Annotated in this window: 27 protein-coding genes and 1 pseudogene; 18 read left to right on the forward strand and 10 right to left on the reverse strand. The window is 50.4% G+C overall.

Annotated elements, in window-relative coordinates:
- From cdaA to BLR73_RS08700, 3 genes are all read left to right on the forward strand, one after another.
- On the forward strand, positions 1-783 hold the full coding sequence (cdaA, locus tag BLR73_RS08690; protein WP_013064034.1) for a diadenylate cyclase CdaA: 783 nt from the start codon (positions 1-3) through the stop codon (positions 781-783).
- A 39-nt stretch (positions 784-822) separates the two neighbouring features.
- Positions 823-1,833, forward strand: a complete 1,011-nt coding sequence (pta, locus tag BLR73_RS08695; RefSeq protein ID WP_073044860.1) for a phosphate acetyltransferase — start codon at positions 823-825, stop codon at positions 1,831-1,833.
- A gap of 64 nt (positions 1,834-1,897) precedes the next feature.
- Positions 1,898-3,091, forward strand: a complete 1,194-nt coding sequence (locus tag BLR73_RS08700) for an acetate kinase (RefSeq protein ID WP_091861101.1) — start codon at positions 1,898-1,900, stop codon at positions 3,089-3,091.
- 51 nt (positions 3,092-3,142) lie between these two features.
- On the opposite strand, the gene BLR73_RS08705 is transcribed toward BLR73_RS08700, so the two are convergent.
- From BLR73_RS08705 to BLR73_RS08725, 5 genes are all read right to left on the reverse strand, one after another.
- Positions 3,143-3,598, reverse strand: coding sequence for a hypothetical protein (locus BLR73_RS08705; RefSeq protein WP_143010914.1), 456 nt, complete (start codon positions 3,596-3,598; stop codon positions 3,143-3,145).
- 35 nt (positions 3,599-3,633) lie between these two features.
- The gene (locus BLR73_RS08710) at positions 3,634-4,806 is read right to left on the reverse strand and encodes a porin family protein (RefSeq protein ID WP_091861106.1); all 1,173 of its coding nucleotides are present in this window, start codon (positions 4,804-4,806) and stop codon (positions 3,634-3,636) included.
- Positions 4,803-5,342 carry an RNA polymerase sigma factor gene (locus BLR73_RS08715; RefSeq protein WP_091861109.1) on the reverse strand — a complete coding sequence of 180 codons (540 nt, stop codon included), beginning with the start codon at positions 5,340-5,342 and terminating at the stop codon, positions 4,803-4,805. The genes BLR73_RS08710 and BLR73_RS08715 overlap by 4 nt, the downstream gene beginning before the upstream one ends.
- A 6-nt stretch (positions 5,343-5,348) precedes the next feature.
- Positions 5,349-6,035: a hypothetical protein gene (locus tag BLR73_RS08720; protein WP_143010915.1), complete on the reverse strand. Its 687-nt coding sequence runs from the start codon at positions 6,033-6,035 to the stop codon at positions 5,349-5,351.
- Between the two features lie 70 nt (positions 6,036-6,105).
- Positions 6,106-7,128, reverse strand: coding sequence for a sugar kinase (locus BLR73_RS08725; RefSeq protein ID WP_091861316.1), 1,023 nt, complete (start codon positions 7,126-7,128; stop codon positions 6,106-6,108).
- A gap of 161 nt (positions 7,129-7,289) precedes the next feature.
- On the opposite strand from BLR73_RS08725, the gene BLR73_RS08730 reads away from it, so the two are divergent.
- The 12 genes and pseudogenes from BLR73_RS08730 to BLR73_RS08790 all read left to right on the forward strand — a co-directional run bounded on the left by BLR73_RS08730 (position 7,290) and on the right by BLR73_RS08790 (position 19,781).
- Entirely contained in the window at positions 7,290-7,835 is a 546-nt protein-coding gene (locus BLR73_RS08730; RefSeq protein WP_091861114.1) for a hypothetical protein, read from the forward strand.
- Between the two features lie 85 nt (positions 7,836-7,920).
- A complete protein-coding gene (locus BLR73_RS08735; protein ID WP_091861116.1) occupies positions 7,921-8,652 on the forward strand; it encodes a porin family protein in 732 nt (243 codons plus the stop codon).
- A gap of 119 nt (positions 8,653-8,771) precedes the next feature.
- Positions 8,772-9,074, forward strand: a complete 303-nt coding sequence (locus BLR73_RS14770) for a hypothetical protein (RefSeq protein ID WP_369821146.1) — start codon at positions 8,772-8,774, stop codon at positions 9,072-9,074.
- Positions 8,987-9,583, forward strand: a pseudogene (locus BLR73_RS08740) (hypothetical protein); the annotation flags it as partial. The gene BLR73_RS14770 and the pseudogene BLR73_RS08740, both read left to right, overlap by 88 nt.
- A 137-nt stretch (positions 9,584-9,720) precedes the next feature.
- The gene (locus BLR73_RS08745; RefSeq protein WP_143010916.1) at positions 9,721-10,911 is read left to right on the forward strand and encodes a helix-turn-helix domain-containing protein; all 1,191 of its coding nucleotides are present in this window, start codon (positions 9,721-9,723) and stop codon (positions 10,909-10,911) included.
- Positions 10,912-10,939: 28 nt separating this feature from the next.
- A complete protein-coding gene (locus BLR73_RS08750) occupies positions 10,940-11,164 on the forward strand; it encodes a hypothetical protein (protein ID WP_091861121.1) in 225 nt (74 codons plus the stop codon).
- Positions 11,165-12,166: 1,002 nt separating this feature from the next.
- The gene (locus BLR73_RS14165; RefSeq protein ID WP_143010917.1) at positions 12,167-12,793 is read left to right on the forward strand and encodes a hypothetical protein; all 627 of its coding nucleotides are present in this window, start codon (positions 12,167-12,169) and stop codon (positions 12,791-12,793) included.
- On the forward strand, positions 12,783-15,197 hold the full coding sequence (locus BLR73_RS08770) for a C13 family peptidase (protein ID WP_233456385.1): 2,415 nt from the start codon (positions 12,783-12,785) through the stop codon (positions 15,195-15,197). The genes BLR73_RS14165 and BLR73_RS08770 overlap by 11 nt, the downstream gene beginning before the upstream one ends.
- A gap of 30 nt (positions 15,198-15,227) precedes the next feature.
- On the forward strand, positions 15,228-17,582 hold the full coding sequence (locus BLR73_RS08775; RefSeq protein WP_143010918.1) for a hypothetical protein: 2,355 nt from the start codon (positions 15,228-15,230) through the stop codon (positions 17,580-17,582).
- Positions 17,583-17,612: 30 nt separating this feature from the next.
- Complete coding sequence (locus BLR73_RS08780; protein WP_143010919.1) at positions 17,613-18,578, forward strand: hypothetical protein; 966 nt, start codon at positions 17,613-17,615, stop codon at positions 18,576-18,578.
- Between the two features lie 42 nt (positions 18,579-18,620).
- Positions 18,621-19,589, forward strand: a complete 969-nt coding sequence (locus tag BLR73_RS08785) for a hypothetical protein (RefSeq protein WP_091861142.1) — start codon at positions 18,621-18,623, stop codon at positions 19,587-19,589.
- 66 nt (positions 19,590-19,655) lie between these two features.
- Entirely contained in the window at positions 19,656-19,781 is a 126-nt protein-coding gene (locus BLR73_RS08790) for a hypothetical protein (protein ID WP_255397365.1), read from the forward strand.
- A 640-nt stretch (positions 19,782-20,421) separates the two neighbouring features.
- Here BLR73_RS08790 and BLR73_RS08795 read toward each other — a convergent pair.
- Genes BLR73_RS08795 through efp form a run of 5 tightly spaced genes read right to left on the reverse strand, consistent with a single transcriptional unit; the run spans position 20,422 to position 23,769 of the window.
- A complete protein-coding gene (locus BLR73_RS08795; protein WP_091861147.1) occupies positions 20,422-21,186 on the reverse strand; it encodes a UDP-2,3-diacylglucosamine diphosphatase in 765 nt (254 codons plus the stop codon).
- 1 nt (position 21,187) lies between these two features.
- Positions 21,188-21,508, reverse strand: a complete 321-nt coding sequence (locus BLR73_RS08800; RefSeq protein WP_028906660.1) for a metal-sulfur cluster assembly factor — start codon at positions 21,506-21,508, stop codon at positions 21,188-21,190.
- Between the two features lie 19 nt (positions 21,509-21,527).
- The gene (radC, locus tag BLR73_RS08805; protein WP_091861149.1) at positions 21,528-22,217 is read right to left on the reverse strand and encodes a RadC family protein; all 690 of its coding nucleotides are present in this window, start codon (positions 22,215-22,217) and stop codon (positions 21,528-21,530) included.
- Positions 22,214-23,203 carry a glycosyltransferase family 2 protein gene (locus tag BLR73_RS08810; protein ID WP_091861152.1) on the reverse strand — a complete coding sequence of 330 codons (990 nt, stop codon included), beginning with the start codon at positions 23,201-23,203 and terminating at the stop codon, positions 22,214-22,216. The genes radC and BLR73_RS08810 overlap by 4 nt, the downstream gene beginning before the upstream one ends.
- The gene (gene efp, locus BLR73_RS08815) at positions 23,203-23,769 is read right to left on the reverse strand and encodes an elongation factor P (protein ID WP_091861154.1); all 567 of its coding nucleotides are present in this window, start codon (positions 23,767-23,769) and stop codon (positions 23,203-23,205) included. Before efp ends, BLR73_RS08810 begins: the two co-directional genes overlap by 1 nt.
- Before the next feature lie 175 nt (positions 23,770-23,944).
- Between efp and rpmH the strand changes: the two genes are divergently transcribed.
- The 3 genes from rpmH to BLR73_RS08830 all read left to right on the forward strand — a co-directional run bounded on the left by rpmH (position 23,945) and on the right by BLR73_RS08830 (position 25,897).
- Complete coding sequence (gene rpmH, locus BLR73_RS08820) at positions 23,945-24,100, forward strand: 50S ribosomal protein L34 (protein ID WP_013063965.1); 156 nt, start codon at positions 23,945-23,947, stop codon at positions 24,098-24,100.
- A gap of 106 nt (positions 24,101-24,206) precedes the next feature.
- The gene (locus BLR73_RS08825) at positions 24,207-24,857 is read left to right on the forward strand and encodes a PASTA domain-containing protein (protein WP_091861157.1); all 651 of its coding nucleotides are present in this window, start codon (positions 24,207-24,209) and stop codon (positions 24,855-24,857) included.
- On the forward strand, positions 24,854-25,897 hold the full coding sequence (locus BLR73_RS08830; RefSeq protein WP_013063418.1) for an RluA family pseudouridine synthase: 1,044 nt from the start codon (positions 24,854-24,856) through the stop codon (positions 25,895-25,897). Before BLR73_RS08825 ends, BLR73_RS08830 begins: the two co-directional genes overlap by 4 nt.
- The last annotated feature ends 2 nt before the right edge of the window (positions 25,898-25,899 follow it).

The following is a 25,899-nucleotide window of genomic DNA, read 5'->3' on the forward strand; positions in this document are numbered from 1 at the left end:
ATGTTCTTCGAGTTTGGCATAAAGGACTTCATCGACATCCTGCTTGTAGCTATGATACTTTACTACATCTACAGGCTGATGCGCGAATCACGTTCGCTTAACGTGTTCATAGGCATTCTGATGTTTGTGATTACGTGGCTGTTCGTGTCGCAGGTGGTCGAGATGAAGTTGCTTGGCTCGATACTTGATAAGCTGGTGAGTGTGGGTGTTATCGCGCTCATCGTACTTTTCCAGGACGAAATCCGTAAGTTCCTTTATAACGTAGGTGCCCACCGTCGTATGCGGGCATTTGCCAAACTATTTACATCAAGGGATGTGGGCGAAGATGATAAGAAGGCACTTAAGGAGATTATCATGCCTATTGTGATGGCATCGATGAATATGAGTCGTGGCAAGGTAGGTGCGCTCATCGTGATAGAGCGTGCGATGCCACTCGACGAGATAGCTGTGACCGGCGATCAGATCGACTCCAATATCAATCAGCGACTCATCGAGAACATCTTCTTTAAGAACTCACCCTTGCACGATGGTGCCATGATCGTATCCAAGAAACGTATCAAGGCCGCAGGTTGTATCCTGCCGGTAAGTCACGATATGGATATCCCAAAGGAGTTGGGTTTGCGACACCGTGCTGCCATGGGCGTATCGCAAGAGAGCGATGCTGTGGCCATCGTTGTATCCGAGGAAACGGGTGGTATCTCTGTCGCTGTTAAAGGCGAGTTCCATCTGCGTCTCTCGGCCGAGGAACTGGAGAGTATCCTCACCAAAGAATTAGAACAATAAAGAATTCATATAAATAACATTTTAAAACAAATCAAAGTTATGGATCTATTAAGTTCAATTGTAGCGCGTGCTAAAAGTGATAAGCAGCGCATTGTGCTCCCTGAGGCAGAAGAGGAGCGTACACTCTGTGCAGCCGATAAGGCTCTGGCCGACGACCTCGCCGACATCATCCTGATTGGTAACCCTGCTAAGGTTGAGGCTCTGGCCAAGGAGAAGGGACTCACCAACATTGGTAAGGCAACCTTGATCGACCCTGAAAACTACGACAAGAGCGAAGAGCTTGCTGAGAAGCTGGCTGAGATTCGCAAGAGCAAGGGTATGACTATCGAGGAGGCTCGTAAGCTCATTAAGAATCCTCTGTACCTGGGTTGTATGATTATCAAGACCGAAGGTGCCGATGGTCAGATTTCTGGTGCACTCTCTACTACTGGCGATACACTGCGTCCTGCCCTGCAGATTATCAAGTGCCAGCCTGGTATCACCTGTGTAAGTGGTGGTTTGCTGCTCATCTCTAAGCAGAAGCAGTATGGCGAGGATGGCGTATTGGTAGTTGGCGACGTAGCTGTTACCCCAATGCCAGATGCTGCTCAGCTCTCACAGATTGCTGTATGCACCGCTCAGACTGCTAAGAGCGTGGCTGGTTTTGCTGAGCCACGTGTGGCTATGCTCAGCTTCTCAACAAAGGGCTCTGCTAAGCACGAGGTAGTAGATAAGGTAGTTGAGGCTACTCGCTTGGCTAAGGAACTCGATCCAGCACTCAAGATTGATGGTGAGTTGCAGGCCGATGCCGCTCTGGTTCCATCAGTAGGTGCTAAGAAGGCTCCTGGTTCTGATATCGCTGGTAAGGCTAACGTACTGGTATTCCCTAACCTCGAGGTAGGTAACATTGGTTATAAGATGGTTCAGCGCCTGGGCGATGCTATCGCTATCGGTCCTATCCTGCAGGGTATTGCACGTCCTGTAAACGACCTGTCGCGTGGTTGCTCTATCGACGACATCTATTACATGATTGCTATCACTGCTTGTCAGGCAATGGATGCAAAGAAGTAATACATTAAACATTCTTGCTTAGGCAAGCGTACTAAAGAAACGATTAAAAGATTAAACATTAAATATGAAGATTCTTGTATTGAATTGTGGCTCTTCATCTATCAAGTACGCCCTGTACAACATGGACGATAAGAGCGTGATGACCAGTGGTGGTGCTGAGCGTGTAGGCTTGGACAATGCCTTTGTAAAGGTAAAGCTGGCCAATGGCGAGAAGAAGCAGATTATGCACGATATCCCCGAGCATACCGAGGGTGTTAAGTTTATCTTCTCTCTGCTTACCGATCCCGAAATCGGTGTGATCAAAGATCTGAAGGAGATCGACGCTGTAGGTCACCGTATGGTGCATGGCGGCGAGAAGTTTAATAAGAGCGTGATTCTTACCGACGAGGTTCTGAAGGCTTTCGAGGAGTGCTCTGATCTGGCTCCCCTGCACAACCCTGCTAACCTGAAGGGTGTTAATGCTGTTAAGGAGCTGATGCCAGGTCTGCCTCAGGTAGGTGTGTTCGACACCGCCTTCCATCAGACCATGCCTGCTAAGGCTTATATGTACGCTATCCCTTACGATCTGTACGAGAAGTACGGTGTGCGTCGCTATGGTTTCCACGGCACCTCTCACCGTTACGTATCAGCTCGTGCTTGCGAGTTCCTGGGTATCAAGGCCGAGGGTACTAAGATGATTACCTGCCATATCGGTAATGGTGGTTCTATCGCTGCTGTTCTGGATGGCAAGTGTATTGATACCTCAATGGGTCTTACCCCACTCGAGGGTCTGGTCATGGGTACTCGTGCTGGTGATATCGACGGTGGTGCTGTCACCTTCTTGGAGAAGAAGCTGGGTCTCGACGCTGATGGTATGAGCGACCTGCTCAACAAGAAGAGTGGTGTAGCTGGTATCACTGGTGGCTCGAGCGATATGCGCGACGTAGAGAACGCTGCTAAGGCTGGTGAGCCAAAGGCTGTACTGGCTCAGCAGATGTATTTCTATCGTATTAAGAAGTATATCGGTGCTTATGCTGCTGCCATGGGTGGTGTTGATGTGATTGTGTTCACCGCCGGTGTTGGCGAGAACCAGATTTCTATGCGTTCTGAGGTTTGCAAGGGCCTGGAGTTCCTGGGTGTTAAGTTCGACGACGAGAAGAACAACGTTCGTGGCGAAGAGGCCATCATCTCTGCCGATGACTCAAAGGTGAAGGTTGTTGTCATCCCAACCGACGAGGAGCTGATGATTGCTACCGATACAATGAATCTGCTGAAGTAATTTAGCTTATAATAATATGACGATCCCCGCCCAACAGGCGGGGATTGTTGTTTAAAAGGCATAGCCTACGCTGACGTAAGGGTATGGAAATATGGCCCAGATGGGGGTAACTCCCAGTCGTAGTGTTAGGCCACGCTTAGGTTGTAATCTGATACCAGCATTCAGGAATGGAATAAAACCGATACGATTTTTTATTTCCTCTGGGTGATCAGGGGCTGTCGCAAAATTTCTTGTATGATAGTAGCCAACCGTGCTACCGCCTCCCAGCTCAAATTTCAACACTTTGCTACCGAAGAGGTAGTTTAGTTCTAAAGGGACGGCCACACCATGCGTTTCTTGGTCTTGTCCTGGAAAAAGATGGGAATAGCTTAATCCAACTCGATAGCCAGTACCTTCGTTACCTTTAAATCGCGAGTCGTAGTTGATGCCATATCCTAAGTGTGCACCAAGAAACTCTGCTGAGATACTTCTGGCGGGCTTTTCGCTGGTTTGTGCGCTTACCGTCAAAGAGAGGGTAAGTAGTGAGAGTAATAATAGTTTCTTCATTTTGGTGAGTTAAAGTCGAATCTGAGTCCCAACTGTAGATTGAAACTCGTAGGCTTATCTTTAAAATAATTATTGATAGTACTACCATTATCTATATAGTGCCGAATGCCAGGCTCGGCATACAGACTCAGCTGAGGGATGATATGGTAGGCCAATCCCAAACTGCCACCTATCGACCACTGCATGCGATCCTTGTCCATTACCTGATTCACTCCATCGGTATTCGATTCGGCTTTGATATTCCAGTCGGCTTGGGCGCCTGCAGTAAGATAAAGACTGATGCCATGCCATTGCAACAGGTGGGCCTGCAGGTTAAGGGGCACGCCTATGTAGTGGAGCTTCTGATGGCGCTGTATCTGATGGTTGGGCATCAGGGTGGTAAAGGTTGAATTCAGCTTGGTATAAACCAAACCCGAACTGAGCGACAACCAGCTATTGAGTGGATATCCAACAGAAAGACCGAACGATATGGGCTGGTTGTGACTCTCTTGCTCTTCGTAATCTGCTAGAAAAGCACGCGTTGCAGCCACGCGATGCATCAACTGCGGGTTCATCATCACCGCATTCTTGTTGTTCATATCGTTGGTGTTACCCTGAGCAAACAGGCCCATGGTAAGGCGCATCGGCTTTTGCTGCTGATGTTTCGCATGAGAATATGCTTTAGGCTTTGCTGACAGAGGGTGATGTACCTGTGGACTTGGTGTATCTTCCTTGGGCTTGTTAGCCGTTTCATCGGGCTGTGTGGCCTTCTCTGTAGTTCCAGGAACTTCGCTTTCTGTTTGCATAGCATTTTCTGCTATCTGTGTAACTGCTTTTGCTGCTGTTACTACCTGAGCAACTAGTTTCTCTGGAGCCTTTACTGCTGCATCTGGGGTGATATCTGCTTGGGTGGCTACGGGTGCTTCTTCCTTATCGGCATGATTGGTAGCCTTAACCTGTGCCACTTGTGACTGTACGGGCTTGTTATGCCACATCAGATAGGCACCACCAAACAGCACACCAATGATAGCAGCTGCCATCATCCAACGACGCAGAGCTATGTGGCGCGTCTGACCTTTAGCCTGCTTATCGAGCGAAGCCTCAATGCCCTCCCACAAGTCGCGCGATGGCTCCTGGTGGCAGTCTTTCAGGTGGTTGTTAAGCCTTTCGGCCCATTCTTCTTGCTTCATATCTCGTGTCGTTTGATGTAATCTGTTATCATTTGGGTGAGTATCTGTCGCGCTCTCGACAGCTGTGAGGAGGATGAACTCTCTTTGATACCTAACTTATTGGCTATTTCGCGATGCGAGCAATGCTCGAACACATACAGGTTTAGTACCATTCTGTAGCCTGTAGGTAGCTTGGCAATCATTGCCGTCAGCACATTGGGCGGTATCCGTTCTATCTCTGGCTCTTCGTCCTGTGTATCAGGGATGACATCGGTAAACGTCATGCGCTCATGATGTTTCACAAAATCAAAGGCCTTATTAGCAACAATCCTGCCTATCCAGCCTTTCAGCGAACCCTCACCTCGGTAATCGAACTTGCCGATAGAGGTAAGGATGGTCACAAAGCTGTCCTGCACCACGTCTTCCACGTTGCTCACTTCGGCTATATACCTTAGTCCGATTGACATGGCATAGCCCTTGTAGCGCTCGTAGAGTTGCCTCATGGCAGCACGATCGCCTTGGTTGATGGCTGATAGCAGTTGCTGTTCGTTCTCCACTTCTTTTTACTTAACTCTTTCGATACTGGTGAACTTGAGCTGCATCGTGGGATTGAGCTTTTGAATTTCCTTCTGCCCGTCGATGATGGTTTCTATCTGCGTTACTGTTAGTATGTTTGTGAACGATGCGCCACTACGATCAAGCAAAGCGGTAGATTCGGTAGGTGCTATCGTCAACACTACTGCCATCAGCGTGCCGTCATCCTTGGTTACAACAAATGGCAGGTATATGGTGCTATATGTTTCGCTGGGCATCATCTCCAGATAGAACGATAGATCTGATATGCCGATAATGCGATAAGGAACGGCGAGGGTCGACTCCAGGCAACTTCCGTTTCGATAGTCAATCAGGGTCTGCATCCAAAGCTCTTCTTCGGGTGTTGGTGTGTTGCCATAGGGTGCTTCAGCCGAAAGCTTGGCCACCTTTACCTCAGGCAGGAATTTCTCCATGATAGCTGCGTAAGGATAATCCGCACAAGCTACGTAGTTTTCGCCTTTAAAGCCTAATACAGTACGTATATAAGTCTCGTTGCCTTTCACGTTGTCAACCATCCATACACCTTTGAAAGTGTAATCGAGGGATGATTGGTCAGAAGGGTCGAGATGTGGGTCACCTGTTTCAAGCATATCGCTGCCAGGGCTGCATGATAGCAGCGTTACTAATACTATAAATAATGGAAATATTTGCTTCATATTTATATACGTTTTATTGCTTCTTTATCCATTAAACGATGAAGAAGGTCAAATACTGCATCAAGAAATGTTAAATTTTCACATCAAGAATCTCTTCCTCGGTTGAGAGGTTGAAATCGCCCGGGATGGTGTTCTTGAGGGCTGCGGCAGCTAACGAGTAATTCAACTGCTTCTGCATGTCGTTGGGGAACAGACTGATGGCATGCAGCCAACCACCCATAAAAGCATCGCCCACACCTACAGGCTCCACCACATCAGGGATATCCATGATAGGTGCCTGCAACAGTTTATTGTCGGTATAAAGCAGGGCTGTCAGGGTGTGATGGTTCGAATTTACGATATTACGCATACCCATCATCCAGTGTTTTACTCGGGGGTAGGCAGCATGCAACTCGTCGAACCACTCTCCATACTCTTTCATCTGCATCTCGAAGTTAGAGTCGGTAGCCGTGAATGGTGGCTGTGGATGCTGCGACAGCCAGTCGAACTCGATGGCATCGCCAAACATCATATCGCAACGCGACAGCATGCGGCTCAATGTCTTTCTAGGCTCAGCGCCCTCATACTTCCAAAGGTTCTTGCGGTAGTTGATATCGAAGCATACAGTAATCCCCAACTCATCGGCCACGTCGAGTGCCTCGAAGGTGGCATCAGCAGCCTGTTGCGAGATGGCTGCCGTGATACCCGACACATGGAAGTAGTTGCAATCCTTCAGTATCTCGCGCCAGGGAATCATGCCTGGTTTCAGATCGGAATAAGCCGAGCCATTACGGTCGTAAATCACCTTGGCAGCACGCATGCCGGCAGCAGGCTCAAAGTAATAGGTACCAATACGCTGTCCGCCATAAAGCACACGGCTGGTATCCACACCAAGCTCTGCTAAGCTCATGGCTCCTGCATGGCCTACTGGTGTATCAGGCAGTCGGGTAATATAGGTTACATCTTCGCCCTGGGTAGCCAACGATACGGCCACATTAGCCTCGCTACCACCATACTTACTGGTAAACAGGTCGCCCTGAGTCAGTCGCAGTTGTCCGGGCTTCGAAAACCTGAGCAACAGCTCGCCAAACGTTACTATCTTCTTTCTGTTCATGTTGGTCATTATCTGATAACTTCGCTGCAAAGATACATATTTTAATTCAAAAAGACTTAATGTTACATTAATTTTTATATCTGTAAGATAATATAATATTTCATTTTGAAAAGATATGCAGAAAAGTATTACATTTGCACCCGTATTGAAAAGACTAAATAATGAAACTGTATCTGATCATATGGTTATTGTTGTGGGGCTCTGAGGTGTTTGCTCAGCGCAAACTGGTGGTGGCCAGTTTAGAGTCGAAAGCGCCGCAGCGTGATATCAAGGTTCGTGTTGATAATGGCGATGAGATTGTTACCCCATGGAATGGCGAGATTGAGGTGCCCGATAGCTTTAAGCGCATCACCCTGAGTCATCCCAAGTTCCAGCACCGTTATGTGCTGCACGATGAACTGAAGAACGATACCATTTACTTGATACCAACCTTGCATGCCATCGACGAGGTAGTAGTGTATGGAACCGACCGTAGCAAACAGATGATGGCCAACATCATGCGTCCTGCAATCCCTAAGGAAGTGCCACTGCCACAAGTGGTACCAGCTGGTCCCAATGTGTTAGCCATGTTAGCCTGGCTATTCGAAAAGACCGTGGCCCCAAAGATTGAGGCTAAACAGCGTAGAAAGAGGGCCCTGAAAGTAGTACGCCAGAAAGAGCAGGAATACGAAGCCAAATGGGATGCCCTAAAGGCACCCCAGAAGTGACCACGATACTCTTTAACATATTTTGATGCAGTATTTTTACTTCTTAGTCGTTTAATGAGTAAAGAAGTTTTTTAAAAGCATTGAAATGAAACTAAAGACAATCTTGATAGCGATGGTATTCGTATCGGCTATCACAACAAAAGCTCAAGATGTTAACTGGCAGGCCCGGGTAGGTGGTGGTGTTACATGCCTGATGGGTGGTGTGTCTAATATCAACGAACGTACAGGTTTCCATGTTGGTGGTGGCGCTGATATTGTTTTGTCGAAAAACGGCGTATTTAGATTGCAACCAGAGCTACGATTTGAGCGTAATGGCTGGCAGTTTGATGGATATTATGGTAGCGAGCAGATTATGAAGGCACATTTTAGTACGCGACTCGACTATCTGAAACTTCCAGTGACGGTTGCTGCCCGTTTGCGATTAGCCAATCAATGTTTCATTACTTTCAAAACTGGTGCTTATGTGGCTTACGGTCTACAAGCTAAAACCCGTATGCACATCCTGAATACGGATTATGAGGAAACCTTCAGCGAAAACCACTTTAGTGCCCCCTGCGATTTCCATGGTGCAGCTTATGATAAAGATAATCGCCGTACGGGATATCCTAAATTCAACCATTGGGACGTTGGGTGTATCGGTGGTGTCGACTTAACTTTCCATCATTTCATCATCGGTGCTGAAGTGTCGTATGGATTAAAGCGCATCAGCGAACCCGGATTTATCGGAAGTTCGCTTGCCAATATCACTACATTACTCCTAACCGGTGGCGGTCCCAAAAACATTAGTGCAGGTATTTCTTTGGCGTATCAGTTCTAATCACTTTAATCTTCTGTGGCAAAGATACGAAGAAAAAATTGAGATATGGTGAAAAATGGGGTTAAATCACTAAAAATAAAGGGATTTTTATGATTTGGGCCTGATGCGGAGATGGACAGGTGAAGCCACAAAAAAGACAGGTTAGGACAGAGTTTCGTTACTATCGCGTTACCAGAAACAACTATGATTGCGTCATCATGTCGCACGACCAGTTCGGCAAACTGCCACAGTCGCCGGAGATGCAGCAGGAGATTCTTTCACAGGAACTGGATGCGGTGGACGAGAACCTGAACGCGCTGAAGATGCAGGGCAAGGAGGTGTCGCGCCGTATGCTGACGTGGGCGTGGACAGACCGGAGAAGAACGAGATACTGCATAACATTCCACCGACACCTGACCAGGAGGTTTTCATCAAGAAACTGATGCAGTTTGCCAAGACAGGTGACGCTACACTGTTGGGACGCCTGCCCCTCTCTGAGACGGAGGAAAAGGCAAAGATGCTCATTGCCACCGACTATGCCCGGAAGATGGCGCTCGACATGCGTATGATTGACCCGAGCTACGAGGATCATCCCGACAACAAGGCTTCGCATTGTGCCAAGATGATAGCCGACTACTACCACAAGTACGATGCCCAGAAGGGGACGCAGTTCGTCTTTTCCGACCTAGGTACCTACCAGCAGGGCAGCGAGTGGAACGTGTATTCTGAAATCAAGCGTAAGTTGATAGAGGATTATCACATTCCCGCCCATGAAATCCGTTTCATACAGGAGTTTCAGGCGGAACTGAGCAAGAACGAGCCGAAAGCGGTGGAGAAGCAGGATGAACACGCCCCCGACATCAGGCAAGAACCGCGACCCAAGGGCGATACCGTGCCGACGGTCAATGTTCCCATGATGGATAAGCGCCCGCAAACGGGACTGCACATCTGACGTATTACAACGAGAGCCGAGGCATAGCGCCCCGGCTCTCTTAAAAAATCGGAAAAGTATATAAAGAATGTAATATAACTGGAAAATTTTCCGTACCTTTACAGCGTTTTTATAACAATATTGATTCAGATACGCGAATGTTCGGACAGATTTCTCTAGATGTGATATTATTGTTCATGCTTTACGGCGTGGGAACGGCGACGGCGGCGGGGGCTTGCCTCTACCTGCTGCTGCGACGGGCCAACGCCTTTGCGCCTGAGGTGACATCGCCCGTGCGGCTCAGACGGTGGACGGCAGCGTTCTTCGCCGTCCTGGCCATTGGGCATCTGTGGTACCTGCCGGCTGCCGTACTCACGGATGAAGACTTCACAGTGTGCATGCTCGTGGGTGGACTGCTCGACTGCGTGACGGTTATTCCTCTGGTCACCGTGCTGTTGCTCTGCATGCTGCAGGACCGGCAGCGGCCGCTGTGGCCGGTCGGTGTGATGACTGCACCGCTCGTGGTGTTGATGGTAGCGGGCATCGTCAACCGCAGCGAGGCGTATATGCCGATGGTATCTGGCTATCTGTTGTTGCTGGGCATCGGTCTCATAGCCTATATGGTGCGTGCCGTGAGGCAGTACGGGCGGTGGCTGCGCAACAACTATGCCGACCTGGAGCATAAGGAGGTGTGGCAGACGTTCGTGGTGTTGGCCGTCATCGTGCTGATGTTCGGCTATTACGAGGGTGGCGACGGCAGTATCGCCTACGCATACATCGTCCAGGTGTGCGGCATCGTACTGATAGGCCATATGTTGTGGCGTGTGGAGACGCTGAGCGACCTGAGCATCACGCAGCCGCTGACCATCAAGATTCCGGAAGACGACGGTGAGCACCAGTCGTCCGACGGCGAATCCCCATTGCCCGATGGCGACAGCCAGCCGAACGATAACAGTCAGCCATCCGACGATGTATACCAGTCCGATGCCCTTTCCGATGCCACCTACGAGCAGATCGGCACCCTGCTGAAGCGGCACTGCGAAGAGACGCGACTCTACCTGCGCCACGGCCTGACGCTTGCCCAACTGGCGCAGGCTATTGGCACCAACCGCACCTACCTCGGCCTGTATTTCTCGCGCCAGAACACTACTTACAACAACTACATCAACGACCTGCGCATCCTGCATTTCGTCAGCCTCTACCGCGAGGCCGTCGCCGCCCAGCGCGACGTTACCGCCCAGCAGCTGGCCGAAAAGAGCGGCTACCGCGCCTACAAGACCTTCAGCCTCGCCTTCAAGCAGCGCATGGGCCAGTCGGTAAAGGACTGGATAAGCGTAGAGGAAAGGTAACTTTGTACACGAACATTACATTTAGATAATGGCAGACAATATCAAATACGGCGTTTTCCCAAACCCACTCCTCAACGATTACCTGAAGGAACACCATTCCATCACCCTCAATCAACTGGAATACGGGCTGACCATCACCGAATACCGCGCCCAGAAATGGCTCGACGAACTGACAGCTGAGGAATTCTCAAAATACTACAGCAGAAAGCGGGGCAACACCTACGTCTACTATCGTTACGGCTGGGAGAAATAAAAGTAAAAAGGTAGAATTCCTCCGCTACTGGCCCTAACTGTCTGAAAGACAGCATAATGATGGCGGAGCATTTCCCCTCCTGAGTAGGAGGGGCCAGGGTTGGTCTGATCACCTGCTTATGCCGCCATCACGAGGTAGCCATCTGTATCGTGCCTCGCTACAGCTTAGCTCCCGCCTCAGCACCATTAACTTCCCTGTTTTAATCCTGCGAAGCCCAGTATTACCAAAGAGCCCTCTCATAAAATTACCATATCCAAAATCCTCCGCCATTATCTCTCTGTAAATCAACGGTTTAACCAGATTGGCGGAGAATTCTGCACAGTGGCGTGATGGCGGCATGATTTTGCCGATGGAATGGAGGCAAAAAGTAAAAAGCGGAGTGAAAAATATACAATCGACTGGTAAAATTTTCAATCCGGTGGTAGAATTTACAAAAAAAAGTGGTAATATTTACAAAACTTTCGCGGGCGGGCGTTTCAGGCTTGCAGTAACGGAAAATTTCGAGTATCTTTGTAGCGTAATATTAAAATGAATTAAAATGATATGAAAACTATCAAATGGCTACTAACCGCTGCACTCATTTGTTGCTTAGTATTAATGATGTCGTGTACAAAGGATGGTGATACCATCTACCAGCCCGACCCCAAAGATCAGGCCGGTACCGCGCCGTTGGTGACGGTCATCTACGACCCCAATGCGCTTGGAGACAGAGGCTATAATGACCTGATATGTCAAGGTGTGGAGAAAGCTGCACACAAATACGGGTTGCGCACCATGCAACTTTCGCCGGCAACGGTGGACGAGGGCCTGGCATATCTCCAGATGATATTCCAGACCATGGCTGCTACCCAAGACACCATCCGCAGGCTGTTCATCGTGGCGGCAGCCAGCTACGACGACTTTCTGCGTAAGAACAACCGCCGCCTGGAATCCAGCCCCTACACTAACCTGCTCTATCTTGAGACGGAGACCCCGCTTGAGGGCAAAGGCTCTACCGTCTACATGCCGTACTACGGCGCTATGTATGAGGCTGGCGCCATCACGCCGGTAGAGGCGACCGATGTACTGCTAGTAGGTGCGAACCCCTTGGTGAAGACAGTCACCGATGCCATGCAGGGTTATACCGACGGTTTCCTGGCCAGTCCGATTGTGACCGAAGGCCAACCGGAAAAGAATCTGGTTACTGCCTGGCTGTCCGACAAGGTGTCGGGTGGCTTTACCATTGCCGATACCACCGCCATCCAACTGCTGGCCAACCAGCAATGGCAGGGCGACTGCCATCTCCTGGTGCCCATCTGTGGCGGTTCGGCTTCCAATTTCCGCCGTCTCATCGAGATGTTCAGTCTCTATGACTTTGTGGGTATCGACTGTGCTGTGGTGTCTGCCCATTGCAATTTCTCCGTTGTCAAGCATATTGACCGCGCTGTCCTCCGGTGCATTGAGCAGTGGCTTTCGCCCGAGGGCATGCCCAAACACCAGACGTTCGGTCTCGCCGACGGCTATACCGGCGTTGAGGTTCACCCTTATACCGACGACAGCAAGCGTCGCTTTGCCAGTTTCCTGAGTGACGATTTGCAGCAGCGTATTCACCAGGAAGCTATCAGAAAGGAGGCCGAATATGAGAAATAAGATATATGACGTAAGATGTAAGATGGCTGATGGCAGATGGCTGATGTGGCTCTGCGCAGCACTCTTCACTGTTCACTGTTCACTATTCACTTCTTGTAAACAGGAAGACGATACCGTTGAAATCGTGCCTGCCCGCCACTGGGTAGAGAAAAAAGTGGCTGTGGTAGCCCCCTTGGGCGACGCCGCCACGAAAACCCGTCTGGAGCGTACGGCAGACTGGTTCCTTGAGAACTTCCGCGAAGCGCAGATGCACGACACCCTCGCCATCGATCTGAAGATAGAATGGCACGATGAGCTCAGCGAAGATCTTGCCAAACTGAGTGAAACACTCGCCAGTCGTGATGACATTGTGGCCATCATCGGTCCCTTTGCCAACGAGAGCGTAGCCGCTTTTGCCCCTGCCTGCATGATGGCGCAGAAGCCACTCATTGCCCCGACGGCCACCAGTGAAGACATCATCCGCCGCTATGCCGTCACCACCAACGGACTTAATACCAACAGCAAGCCTTTCCTCTGGTCGCTTACCGCCAGCGACGTCGAGTTGACCAGTCTGCTGATGAGCGACTATGCCGCCATCTGTCAGTCGTACACCACCGAAAAGCCTAACGCCATCGTCTTTGCCATTGACAACATCTACGGCAAGACCTTTTCCGACTGGGCGCCTTTCTTTGCCCAGAACTATGGCATAGAGCTCTTAGAGAACCAGACCATCCAGAAGGCTGAGGACTTCTATAACCACATGATGGAGATGTCCGATGAGTCAGAAGTGGGCGCCGCTTTCGATTTCACCTCTGCCATGTTCATGGCTGTGGAGACTACGACGATGCTGTACGACATTGCCAGAATACGCCGCCAACTCTTGGTAGATTACTATGGCACAAAGGTATTCGCTTCGACTGATGCTTTCTCTAAGGAGAACGATGCCTACTGGCAACAGTTCGAAAGTATGTACCGCAGCTACTTCGCTTTCTCGGGACTGAGCGAGGAGAGCTTGGAGACCCTCGGCCCCGACGGCAAGGAGATGCTGCAAGGCTACCAGGGCTTCTCGCCATACGCTGACCCCTCCACAGGCTTCGAGTTGACCTACCAGACACGCTTCGGCGTGCTGCCCACCTTTTCCGAGTGTAAGTTCTACGATGCCCTGATGCTGGCTGCCTTCGCGGCCTGCTACGTCGAACATCACCCCAAGGAGGATGTCTTCAATACGCAATTCAACGACGCTGTCGTTACCATTACCAATACTGCCAACGCCTCCATGGGTGGTTCGGCATGGAGTGCCACACCGATGCAGGTCTATCTTTCCGCTATGGAGAGTGGCCAACTGTACCATTTCATCGGTGCTTCCGGTGAAATCAGTTTCGACCGCGAAACCTACACTGCCGCCACTACTACAACTTACGTCCACTGGCAGATTATGGACGGACAGATACTCCACCGCAGCTACTTCGGCAGCACTGGCGGACGAACCACCGATGCCAGTGCCGCCTGGCTCTACCTCTACAACGAGCAGCGCGCCAGCGACGACTTCATGCAGCAGGCCAGCGGAGGCACCGACCATCACTTCAGCTATCCTACGCTCACTGATCAGTATGCCGTTTTGGTGCAGGGCAGCAACGGCTATATTAACTACCGCCATCAGGCCGACGTGCTCAGTATCTACCAGTCGCTGCGCCGTGGCGGATACCCCGACGACCACATCATCCTCATCCTCGACAAGAAGTTGGCTAGCGACCCACAGAATCCTGAACCGGGTGTCATACGCACCAGTCCCAACGGTCCCGACTTGCTCAGCGGCACCTCGGCTGGCAGCGGCATCAGCGCGGCAGAGATCGACTACGACAGTGCTGACCTCACCGCCGCTGACGTTGCCGACATCCTGGCCGGCCGTCAGTCCGACCGTCTGCCCATCGTCGTGCCACAGGGCGATGGCAACAACGTGCTCTTCTATTGGAGCGGTCACGGACGCAGCACTTCTCGCGGCGGAGCCGACGAGTTCTGTTGGCGCGATGCCAGCTATGGCAATGGCTTCAGCGCTGACCTCCTCGGTCAGACAGCCCGGCAGATGCGGTTCCGCAAACTGCTCGTCGTGGCCGAACCGTGCTATGGCGAGTGCGTCATCCGCGCCATCGATGGCATTCCCGGCGTGCTGGCCATGTCGGGCGCCAACGCTCAGGAGCAGTCGTGGGCTGACTGCTGGAGCAACGACGCCAAGGTCTGGATGTGCGACCGCTTCTCGCAGAACCTCGTCAATTGTCTCTCTGCCAATCCCGACACCAGTTTCCGCGACCTCTTCCTCTACTGCGCGCAGCACACACTCGGCTCTCACGCCCGCATTGTCAACGCCGCCCACTTCGGCAACCTCTATACCACAGGCCCCGCCGAGTTCATCAGATATTATAAATAATGTAGAATGTATAACTAATATTAAACCAAAATGAGAAAGAAAAATTTAGGAATGGCAGTTGCTGCCCTAGCATTAGGCACTCTGTTATTGACATCGTGCAGCGACAGCAACGTTGAAAACAGCTCGAATGTCGTAAAGACATTCAACTACCAACAGTCACTCGCCGACGCTGTGGAGGATATTATTCTTCCCCTTGACAGTTTAGAGTCGCCGGTGCAAAGCATTAACAACCCCACCGATTGGATTACTGCCACGGCCACTACGACCTACGAAGGTTTGCCCGCAGTGCAGATTGTTACCAAGGCTATTAGCGACGGCTTGCAGAAACGCGAGGCTAAACTTACCGTAACAGCCGAAAACGGTAACACTGCCACAGTCAACTTCACGCAGTATGCGGCCAGCGACGGCGATGCCTATAATGGCGGCAATGATGAAGAGTGGTTCAACAACTGGGAGAAAATAGATCGTGTAAAACTCATCGGCATTACCGAGCCACAGTACACGCCGTGGTCTGGGGATGCTGAACTGACATGCGCCCCTGGCTACGTTGCCGGACTCACTAAAGCAAACGGCTGGGAGATGGCCTTCAGCACGCTGAACGACCCTGCCGCCACACACACACGCTATTTTGGACTATACAACAAATACCTGGGCATACTCAGAACGTTCTGCTACGTAGATGACACTGGCACCACACAGAACGAGGCTGCTTTCGAGGTGCGTATGGGAACCGACGGTGACAACCGTTACCCCTTCTACAATGCACTGGGATTCAGCATACCCACCAGCCACAGCGTGGACAAAGGGAACCTGAATCTGAGCGTGAATCTTATAGATGCGCAGGCATGCAGCAACACTTTCCACGATGTGATGTCGCCCTTCAGCGAGTCAATGACTAAGTCACTGAAGAGTGGATGGAACGTCTTCGACATCAACTGTTCCGGATACGTGCCCATGAACAGTTGGCGTACGGACAATACCAAGAGCAGGATGTTCATCAACTGTGTCACACAGACAAACATGGACATATCGCTCTCCGGTAAGATCAACGCCGGCATCAACGGTACATTCCGTGCACAGGAGGTTATCCAGCACGGCGGCGTGTCGGGCTGCGCAGGTGCCATCGGCATACTGAATACCATCAACGGCATTGCAGGCGGCATTGCAAGCGGCGGAGCAGGTGGCTATGCCAGGGAAATGATGGACAAACGCGCCTTCGAGGGTGGTGCCCAAGGCGGACCTGGAGGCTGGGATAAATTCATGATGGGACTCAAGGGCGTGGCCGGAGGCGTATCAACGGCTACCTCCATTCTTTCAGGAGTACTCTCAGCACTCGATACAAAGACTGCCGCATGGTATGACACCGTACCTGGAAAGATAAACCTCACCATGAACGGTACCATCGACCTCACCGGCACCATCAAGGGCTACAACTCCAACAATGCTGGCTTTATACAGGTAACCAAGAAGAACATTGATGCCGTCAACGGCGAAAACGGCCACTTCGGAAAAGGTATCATTAGTCTGGCCGAAGACCCCGTCATCTGCGTAGCCAAAGAAGACATCATGGCTTCGGTCGATAACTTCAACCTTTCCTACACGTCGGCCGGTAAATACCAGAGCAGCGATTTCGAATCCTACGGCGCACGCCTCATCGCGTTTCTCGACCCCACGAGCATCAAACTCAACCTCAACACCGACCTCTACAAAAATGTACACGGTGTATGTGTGAGCGCTACCTACTCGGTGTTCCCCTACGGTAACTTCGGCTACACTTTGCCCTACTGTCGCGCCCTGAATCTCAAACGCTCCACCATCGACATGTCGCAGGGCGTCAAGTCGGGACGCATCAAATTCGGACCCAACACCACGCCGATACGCGTACACAAGATCGAGCCTAAGGAAATCATGCTCACACAGGCCGATGACCCCGAAACCACTGCGAATTGCAAGGTCCACAAGCAGAAGGGTGCCGACTTCAGTTACTTCGGACGCCTGCAGGACATAGGCGGCAAGGACGTCATAGCACATCCGCAAGTGTACATGCCCTGGAAGACCGAGAAGTATGAGGAAGCCGGCAACGACCGAGGCACCATCACCTATGCCTGTGACGGCACGATTCCCGACTTCGTGGTGGGCATCACCGTGGTCTTCTTCACTGACGAAGCACCTGGTAAATATGTGTTTACAATGCAGTATGTTCCAAAGATTAAACTCTTGAGCCATAGCGAACTGCTGGCTTACCGCAATACACTGCAGGATTACCAGAACAAGTGCGACGCCGGCGATCCCGTGAGCACACTGGCCAACGACCCCGCAATCGAGGTGTACGACCCAGTGCCCTTGCTCGACAAGACTCTGCAGATGCTTGGAAAGATAAAATAAAACTATTAATAACTTAAAATATACATGATTATGAAAACTAAAAAATTCATTCATGCCCTCGCAGCACTGACCATCGCTGCCACAGCGTTCATTGCATGCAGCAGCGACGATGACGACAATAACAATAACGGCCAGAACGTACCCGAGTCGGAGGCAGTAACCTCCTACGACGATCTGAGTTTCTTCCAGAACGCCATCGTAAGCATTGATTCCTTGGGCAACTTCCTATGCCGACACTACGGACAGCCTCTCTACGACAACGACACCACACAACTCTACATAGGTGTTGAAACACTGGCACAGGCCGAGGAAATCTTCCGCGACTGGGTGGCTCCCACTGGCAATGTGACGAAGACGGGCAACGACCTCACCTACCTGCTTACCGATTACGATGGTAAGATGCAGGGCTCCATACTCTTCACGGCAACCACCTCGGGAGGCAAACTGGCTGAAGTAACACCCTCGTCACCCTCACTGCTTAAGCATTTTAGCAAGGTGATATTCCTCTCCAACAGTTCGTGGCCTTATAACTCCACGGAAGGTAAATACCGTCTGGGTGACATTCGCGAACTGACCGTCGACCACAATGTGAGCGGATACAAGAACGTTTCATACAACTCCGTGTGCATACGCGAGAAGGGGAACGGTGTCAACGCCATGTTCGTGGCCATCTCGCCCGACTTGTATGTTCCAAAGACCTGGACACCCAAAGACCTGCTCTACGACGTGGCAGCCGTGCCCGGTGAGGAGAAGGGACTTGAAATATCGAAAATACTGCGTAAGGACTGGAACTTCTTCGTAAGTTGTTTCGATGCGGCTGGCATGGGCAAACTGAACAGGGACGAAAAATACTGGTTGAATAAGAAGAAAACATACCTCTTCAAAACCAACCAGTGGTGCATAGACCTCTCAAAGGGCGACGTTGACCAAGTGGACTTCCAGTGGCACAACCCCGAGAAGCACTTCCTCGTGTGCGTCGACTGGCTTGACGACTAATCATATATGTACATAATAACCACTATAAAAAAGCAAATCAATATGAAAACAATAAAATTCATGAATGCCCTCGCAGCACTGGCCATTGCTGCCACAGGGTTCACTGCATGCAGCAGCGACGATGACGATAATAACGGCCAGAATGTGCCCGAGTCGCAGGTCGTAACCGACTACGACGATCTGAACTATTTCCAGAACGCTATCGTTAGCATTGACTCTGAGGGTAACTTCCTCAGTCGCAACTACGGCGAGGCCCTCTACGACAACGACACCACACACCTCTACATTGGTGTGGAAACGCTGGCCCAGGCCGAGGACATCTTCCGTGAATGGGTGGCTCCCAACGGCAATGTGACGAAGGCGGGCAACGACCTCACCTATCTGCTTACCGATTACGACGGCAAGATGCAGGGCTCCATACTCTTCACGGCAACTACCTCTGGAGGCGCAGTGGCTGAAGTAACGCCCTCGTCGCCTACGCTGCTGAAACACTTCAGCAAAGTGACATTCCTCACCAACAGCGCGTGGCCATACAACGGCGACAGCAGCGACGAGGTGTACAGACTCGGCGATACGCGCCGTCTCACCGTAGACCACCGTGTCTCTGGCCACAAGCAAGACGTCTATACCTTCGTCTGCATACGCGAGAAAAGTAACGGCGTGAAAGCCATGTACATCGCCATTTCGCCCGACTTGTATGTTCCAAAGACCTGGACGCCCAACGATATGCTCTACGACGTGGCAGCCGTGCCTGGCGAAGCAAAGGCCAAGACGGTGGCAACACTGTTGCAGCAAAAATGGGACTTCTATGCCAATATCTTGAACAACATCAGTGGCGGTGGCAAGTTGAACAGGGGTGAGTATTACTGGATTGACAAGAAGATTACCTATACCTTCGTTACCTATCAGTATGCTATCAACCTCACAAACGGCGATATAGATAGATGGGACTTCCAGTGGCATAACCCGAAGAAACACTACATCCTCGCCATCGATTACATGAACTACTAATCGTACGCTAAGGATGCAGACTAGATTCAAGAAGGCATCACCATCACCGACGCCCGCCGCGAGACGATGCTGATGAGCGACGGCTATCTGGCCAACGGCAAGACCATCCTCTGCCGTGCCGCCGAGGCCGACCGCTACCAGTCATTGGCAGACATCGACAAGCCGGAGGTGCGCGTGATGGTGAACCGCTAGGGCGAGGACTGCGCAGCCTGTGCCGACGTGAAGACCACGTACTTCGGCCACGGTCTGAGGTATCGCTGCGGAATGTAGTCGTATAGTGCATATTTCAGCATATCGTCGATGGTTTTGGAGTCTTTATTGACTGGAGCCAGAGGGGTAAACTTTTTCTTTTTTTGCCGCCTTTTGTCGGAATCGACTATGCCACTATGTTAAAAAAGCGTTTCGGAAGTGAAATGCAAAATTCTCAAATCTCTTCTTCGGAATTCTTAAATCAAGTTCCAAATTTCTTTTTTATAAAAATATCTACCACTCTACCATCAATCAGCTGAAAAGTCTTATTTTATGCGGGTTTCCGAGGTGGTAGATAGGTGGTGGATAGGTGGTAGATGGTGGTAGAGATACCACTATTTTCGCTTTGAGATACCGTCTTTTTTGTTGGAAGGTCGCAGTGCTTTTGCCCAGAGAAAACACTGTTTTCTCGGTGCGAAAACACCATTTTCTGCCGTAGAAAACAGCATTTTCGCATATTAAAAATACCTCGTCTATTTGCTACCACTCTACCACCTATCTACCACCACCCCGCAAACCCGTATAAACAGGGCGTTTTAGCCCCTTGGTGGTAGAGTGGTAGATAATTTTAGAAACTTTTATTTTAAGGGCGGCTTTCGCCTTCGATGTATTGCGAAAGGAGCAGGTGCTCGCCATCAAACATCACATAAGAGAACTGACTGATCCAGTCGCCTAAGATAATCATGCGGGCTTTCTTGGTGAGCTGCAGATCGACTTCGATGTGACGATGACCGTAGATGAAATAATCTACGTTAGAGTGGTACTGGATGTACTTTTTGGTAAACAGTACCAGATGCTCGCGGTTCTCGCCCATATAGGCAGGCTCTTCGCCGTTAGGACGCTTCATGCGGCTGTGCTTGGCCCAGTTCAATCCAAACCACATGCCCCAACGGGGATGTAATGACGAGAAGGCCCACTGGCAGACCTTGTTGTGGAAGATACTCTTGATAAGCTTGAACTTCTTATCAGGATCACCCAGTCCATCGCCATGTGCCAGGAAGAACATCTTTCCGTATATCTCAGTCGTCTCGGGCTTTTTATGCAGAATCACACCGCACTCCTTTTCCAGATACTCGTAGGCCCAGATGTCGTGGTTGCCGGTAAAGTAATGCACCTCGACACCCATGTCGGTGAGCTCCGAGATTTTTCCAAGGAAACGGGTATAGCCCTTGGGAACCACATATTTATATTCGTACCAGAAGTCGAACATGTCGCCCAGCAGGTAGATGGCAGCCGCCTTCTCCTTGATGCTATCGAGAAAGCGAACCAGTCGGCGTTCCTGCATGCGCTGGTGCGGAATGGCTAACGAGCCCAAGTGGGCATCGGAAAGGAAATATACGTTCTTCATATTAATCGAATCCTAGTTCAACTCTCGCTTCTTCGCTCATCATACTCTGATCCCAAGCGGGTTCGAACACGAGATTGACATTGGCACCTTTTACGCCATCCACACTTTCTACCTTGGTGCGCACATCCTCCAGAATAAAATCGGCAGCGGGACAGTTGGGGGCTGTAAAGGTCATGTCCAACTCAACAGAACTGTCGTCCTGTACATCTATCTTGTAAATCATTCCCAGGTCGTAGATATTGACGGGAATCTCGGGATCGTAAACGGTCTTCAGAACATCTACAATCCGCTCTTCTATCTGTGTCTTCTCTTCCTGTGTCATAACTGTATATGTATGTTTGTTAGCATTTTCCTTGTTCGTGGTAGCTGTAGTAGTGGCCATCGGTAACGATGACGTGATCGGCAAAGTGGATGTCCATCAGCTTACAGGCATTCATGATGCTGATGGTTAGCTGGTCGTCTTGTTTGCTGGGCATGATACCGCCCGATGGGTGGTTGTGGCATGCCACCAGCTGTGTGGCGTTGCAGAGTACTGCCTCGCGAATGATGAGGCGTATATCTACTGTTGTTGCAGTAATGCCGCCACGGGCAATACGCAGTTTTTTTATCAATCGGTATTGCTGGTTGAGCAGCAGTACCCAGAACTCCTCTACATCCAGATCCTGCATCACTGGGTGCATGTGGTTGTAGATACGAGTGGCTGTGCCTAAGTCGGGACGCTCCTCGGGTGTTTCCATCTGTCGGCGCTTGCCCAGTTCGCAGGCTGCCAGGATGGTGATGGCCTTGGCCTCGCCCACGCCATTATACTGGCACAGGTCGTGAATGGATTTCTTGCCTAAGGTGTTCAGACTGTTGTTGCAGTCGGCTAAGATGCGCTTCATTAAATCTACGGCGCTCTCTTTGGTTGAACCCGAACCAATCAGTATGGCCAATAGCTCTGCGCTGCTCAGTGCCTCGGCACCCAGCGTAGCCATCTTTTCGCGAGGACGATCCTCTTCGGCCCACTGATTAATGTTCAGTTTCTCGCTCATTTGTAGAAGTTCTTTTCGAAAGCGGTAAACTCATCCTGCTTCAGTACGCAGCGTTTCCACCACGACTCGATGAAGCCGAAACCATAGCCCATCAGCTGTACAAAGGCGGCGGGGATGCTGAGCAATCCTACCCACAAACTCTTGTTTCTAAGGCTTGAGTCGATACAGAGCAATAGACTATATAATATAATAGGAACGCACGCGAATGGCCAGAAAAGCGTAATGAGCAGCAAACCGATGACACCCAAGGTGAACACGGTTGGTAGCAGATGCACTAACTTCATAGTGCCGGGGTGACGCTTTTCGAGATTGATGCGGGCGATACCGCTGTTGTACACCTGACGGAAGAACTTGCGGAAATCGGTGCGGCGCTTGTGCCACACCCAGGCCTCAGGGAAGAGACGTGGCATATAACCTGCCTCGACGATACGATACGAGAAGTCGATATCCTCGCCAAAACGCATCTTGGTAAAGCCGCCCAACTGAAGATACACATCGCGACGGATGCCCATGTTGAACGAACGGGGATAGAACTTATCAAGCTTAGCCTTTCCACCGCGGATACCACCAGTGGTAAAAAAGGATGTCATCGAGTAGCTGATGGCCTTTTGTATCGGGGTGAACGATGGGTGCGTGGCGTCGGGACCTCCGAAAGCCTCGCATGGGTTCTGCTTGAGCTCGTCTTCTACTGCCTGTAGATAGCCTGCGGGCAGTACCACATCGCTGTCTAAGATGATAACATACACACCGTTAGCACGTTCGGCACCGTAGTTGCGACTCTGACCGGGGCCGCTGTTCTCCTTGGCGTAATAATGCAAATCAAGGATGCTTGCGTATTTATCGCAAACATCCTTGCATGGTTTTACTGATCCGTCCTCTATTATCAGAACCTCAAAATCCTTAACGGTTTGTTCACAGAGGCTCTGTAACAGTTCGTCTACCTCGTCGGGACGATTGTAGACGGGAACGATGATCGAGTATCTCATTATTCCTTTACACGCTGCAGGTAAGAACCGTCGCGAGTGTCAACCTGAATCAGGTCGCCCTCGTTGATGAACAGAGGAACACGAATCTCAACACCAGTCTCCAGAGTAGCAGGCTTCAGAGTGTTGGTAGCAGTGTCGCCCTTAACACCAGGCTCAGAGTGAGTAACGCGGAGAACGGTCTTAACAGGCATCTCAGCGTAAAGGATAGTACCATCGGTAGTGTCAGAAACAACCTCCACGATGTCGCTCTCCTTCATGTACTCATGACCGATTACGAGCTCGTTGTCGATGGGGATCTGCTCGAATGTCTCCTGATTCATGAAGATACGACCAGACTGGTCCTCATAGAGATACTGGTAAGGACGACGCTCGATGATTACATCCTCGAGCTTCTCACCGATGTTGAAGCGACGCTCCAGTACGCGACCGTCTGAAACGTTCTTAACTTTGATAATCATGATGGTGTTACCCTTACCTGGCTTGCGGTGCTGGAAATCGATGCACACCCAGATGCTACCGTCCATGCGAATGGCGGTGCCCTTTTTAATGTCCTGTGAATTAATCATAAACCTTTAAAATGTTACTTTTATATCGTTTTCGGGTGCAAAGGTACTGCTTTTTTGGAAAAAAACATAAAAAGTTTAGCTAAAAATCGTATAAAATTTGCGTAATTCAAAAGAAATGAGTACTTTTGCACCCCAAATCGGTAAATAAATAACAAAATTAAATAAGTATATCACAATGAAGAGAACATTTCAGCCACACAATCGCCGTCGCGTAAACAAGCACGGCTTCCGTGAGAGAATGGCCACCAAGAACGGTCGTCGAGTACTGGCTGCTCGTCGCGCTAAGGGCCGCAAGAAGTTGACAGTTTCTGACGAGAATCACGGAAAGTAATCCGAGAGGAACTTAGAAAATGAGTTAAAATAGAAAGAAGTAGAGTGAATTCTTTGCTTCTTTCTGTTTTTTTATGTACTTTTGTGCCGAAATAGAGAAGTAAAAGATGAAAACGAAAGAATTCTTCGGCAAGTTCTGTAGTAAGTTCCTGTTTTGGAACCTGATAGCGATGGCACTCGTGGTCATCCTGCTGGTGGTAGGTGTGAACTACGGGCTCGACTGGTACACCCATCATGGCGAGAGTATCAGGGTGCCGAATATCGAGGGGATGCGAATAGACAAGGCACGCGAAACGATGGAAGAGTGCGGACTGGAGATCGTGGTGACCGATTCGGGCTACAACAGACGACTGCCTGCCGATTGCGTATTGACGCAGAGCCCTGGTGCTGGACTGACCGTGAAGTCGGGACATACCATCTATGTCACCATCAACTCGTCTAACTCGCCATCGGTGGCTATTCCCGATGTGGTGGACAACAGCAGCTACCGTGAGGCCGAGGCTAAGCTGATATCATTGGGATTTAAAGTTCTTCCGCCACAGTATGTAACAGGCGAGAAGGATTGGGTTTACGGTGTGTCGTGCAATGGGCGTAAGGTTTCTACTGGCGAACGCGTTTCTATCGAACAGCCCCTGACGCTGCTGGTAGGTAGCGGACAGTATGGTGCCGATGAGGAGCTGAACGTGATTGGCGGCGACGATGCTATGATGCAGAGCGGTAACGGCGAAGTGGATGATTTTGAGGAGGTAACAGAATGACAAACGAAACCATCGATATCGAAGAGCAGGAGCAAGAAGACTTGCTGTACGAACACTTTCGTATGGAGGTTGATAAAGGACAGGTGCCTATACGTATTGATAAGTACCTGGTTGAACATCAGCCACACTCCAGTCGTAACCGTATCCAGCAGGCTGCCGATGCAGGTTTTATACATGTAAACGAAAAGCCTGTAAAAAGTAACTATAAGGTACGCCCGGGCGATATCATCACATTGATGCTCGATCGTCCGCATTACGATACCACAATTGAACCCGAAGATATCCCATTAGAAGTGGTTTACGAGGATGCCGACCTGATGGTGATTAACAAGCCTGCCGGCATGGTGGTTCACCCTGGATGTGGAAACTTTAACGGCACCTTGGTAAATGCAATAGCCTGGCATCTGAAGGATTTGGCCAGCTACGATCCTAACGACCCAGAGGTGGGTTTGGTGCATCGTATCGATAAGGATACCAGTGGCCTGTTGGTAGTAGCCAAAACACCCGATGCCAAGACATCATTAGGAAAACAGTTCTTTAACAAAACCACTCACCGCAGTTATAATGCCTTGGTGTGGGGAAACTTTGTGGAGGACGAAGGACGTATCGAAGGAAATATCGGTCGCGATCCCAAGGACCGTCTGCGTATGGAGGTGTTCCCACCCGATTCAGAGATAGGAAAACCAGCCGTAACCCATTACAAGGTGATGGAACGTTATGGCTATGTAACACTGGTGGAGTGTATCCTCGAAACAGGTCGTACCCATCAGATACGTGCTCACATGAAACATATCGGACACCCGTTGTTTGCCGATGAGCGCTATGGCGGTACCGAACTGCTGCGTGGCGAGCGCACTGCCAGCTACAAGGCTTATATCCAGAACTGCTTTAAGCTCTGTCCGCGTCAGGTGCTGCATGCTAAGACCTTAGGTTTTGTACACCCCACCACGGGTAAGCAGATGGACTTTACATCGGAGTGGCCCGCTGATATGGCGGCTCTGATTGATAAGTGGAGAAAGTATATAAAGGCAAAAGAATAAGA

Source organism: Prevotella sp. khp1, assembly GCF_900102205.1.
GTDB lineage: Bacteria > Bacteroidota > Bacteroidia > Bacteroidales > Bacteroidaceae > Prevotella > Prevotella ruminicola.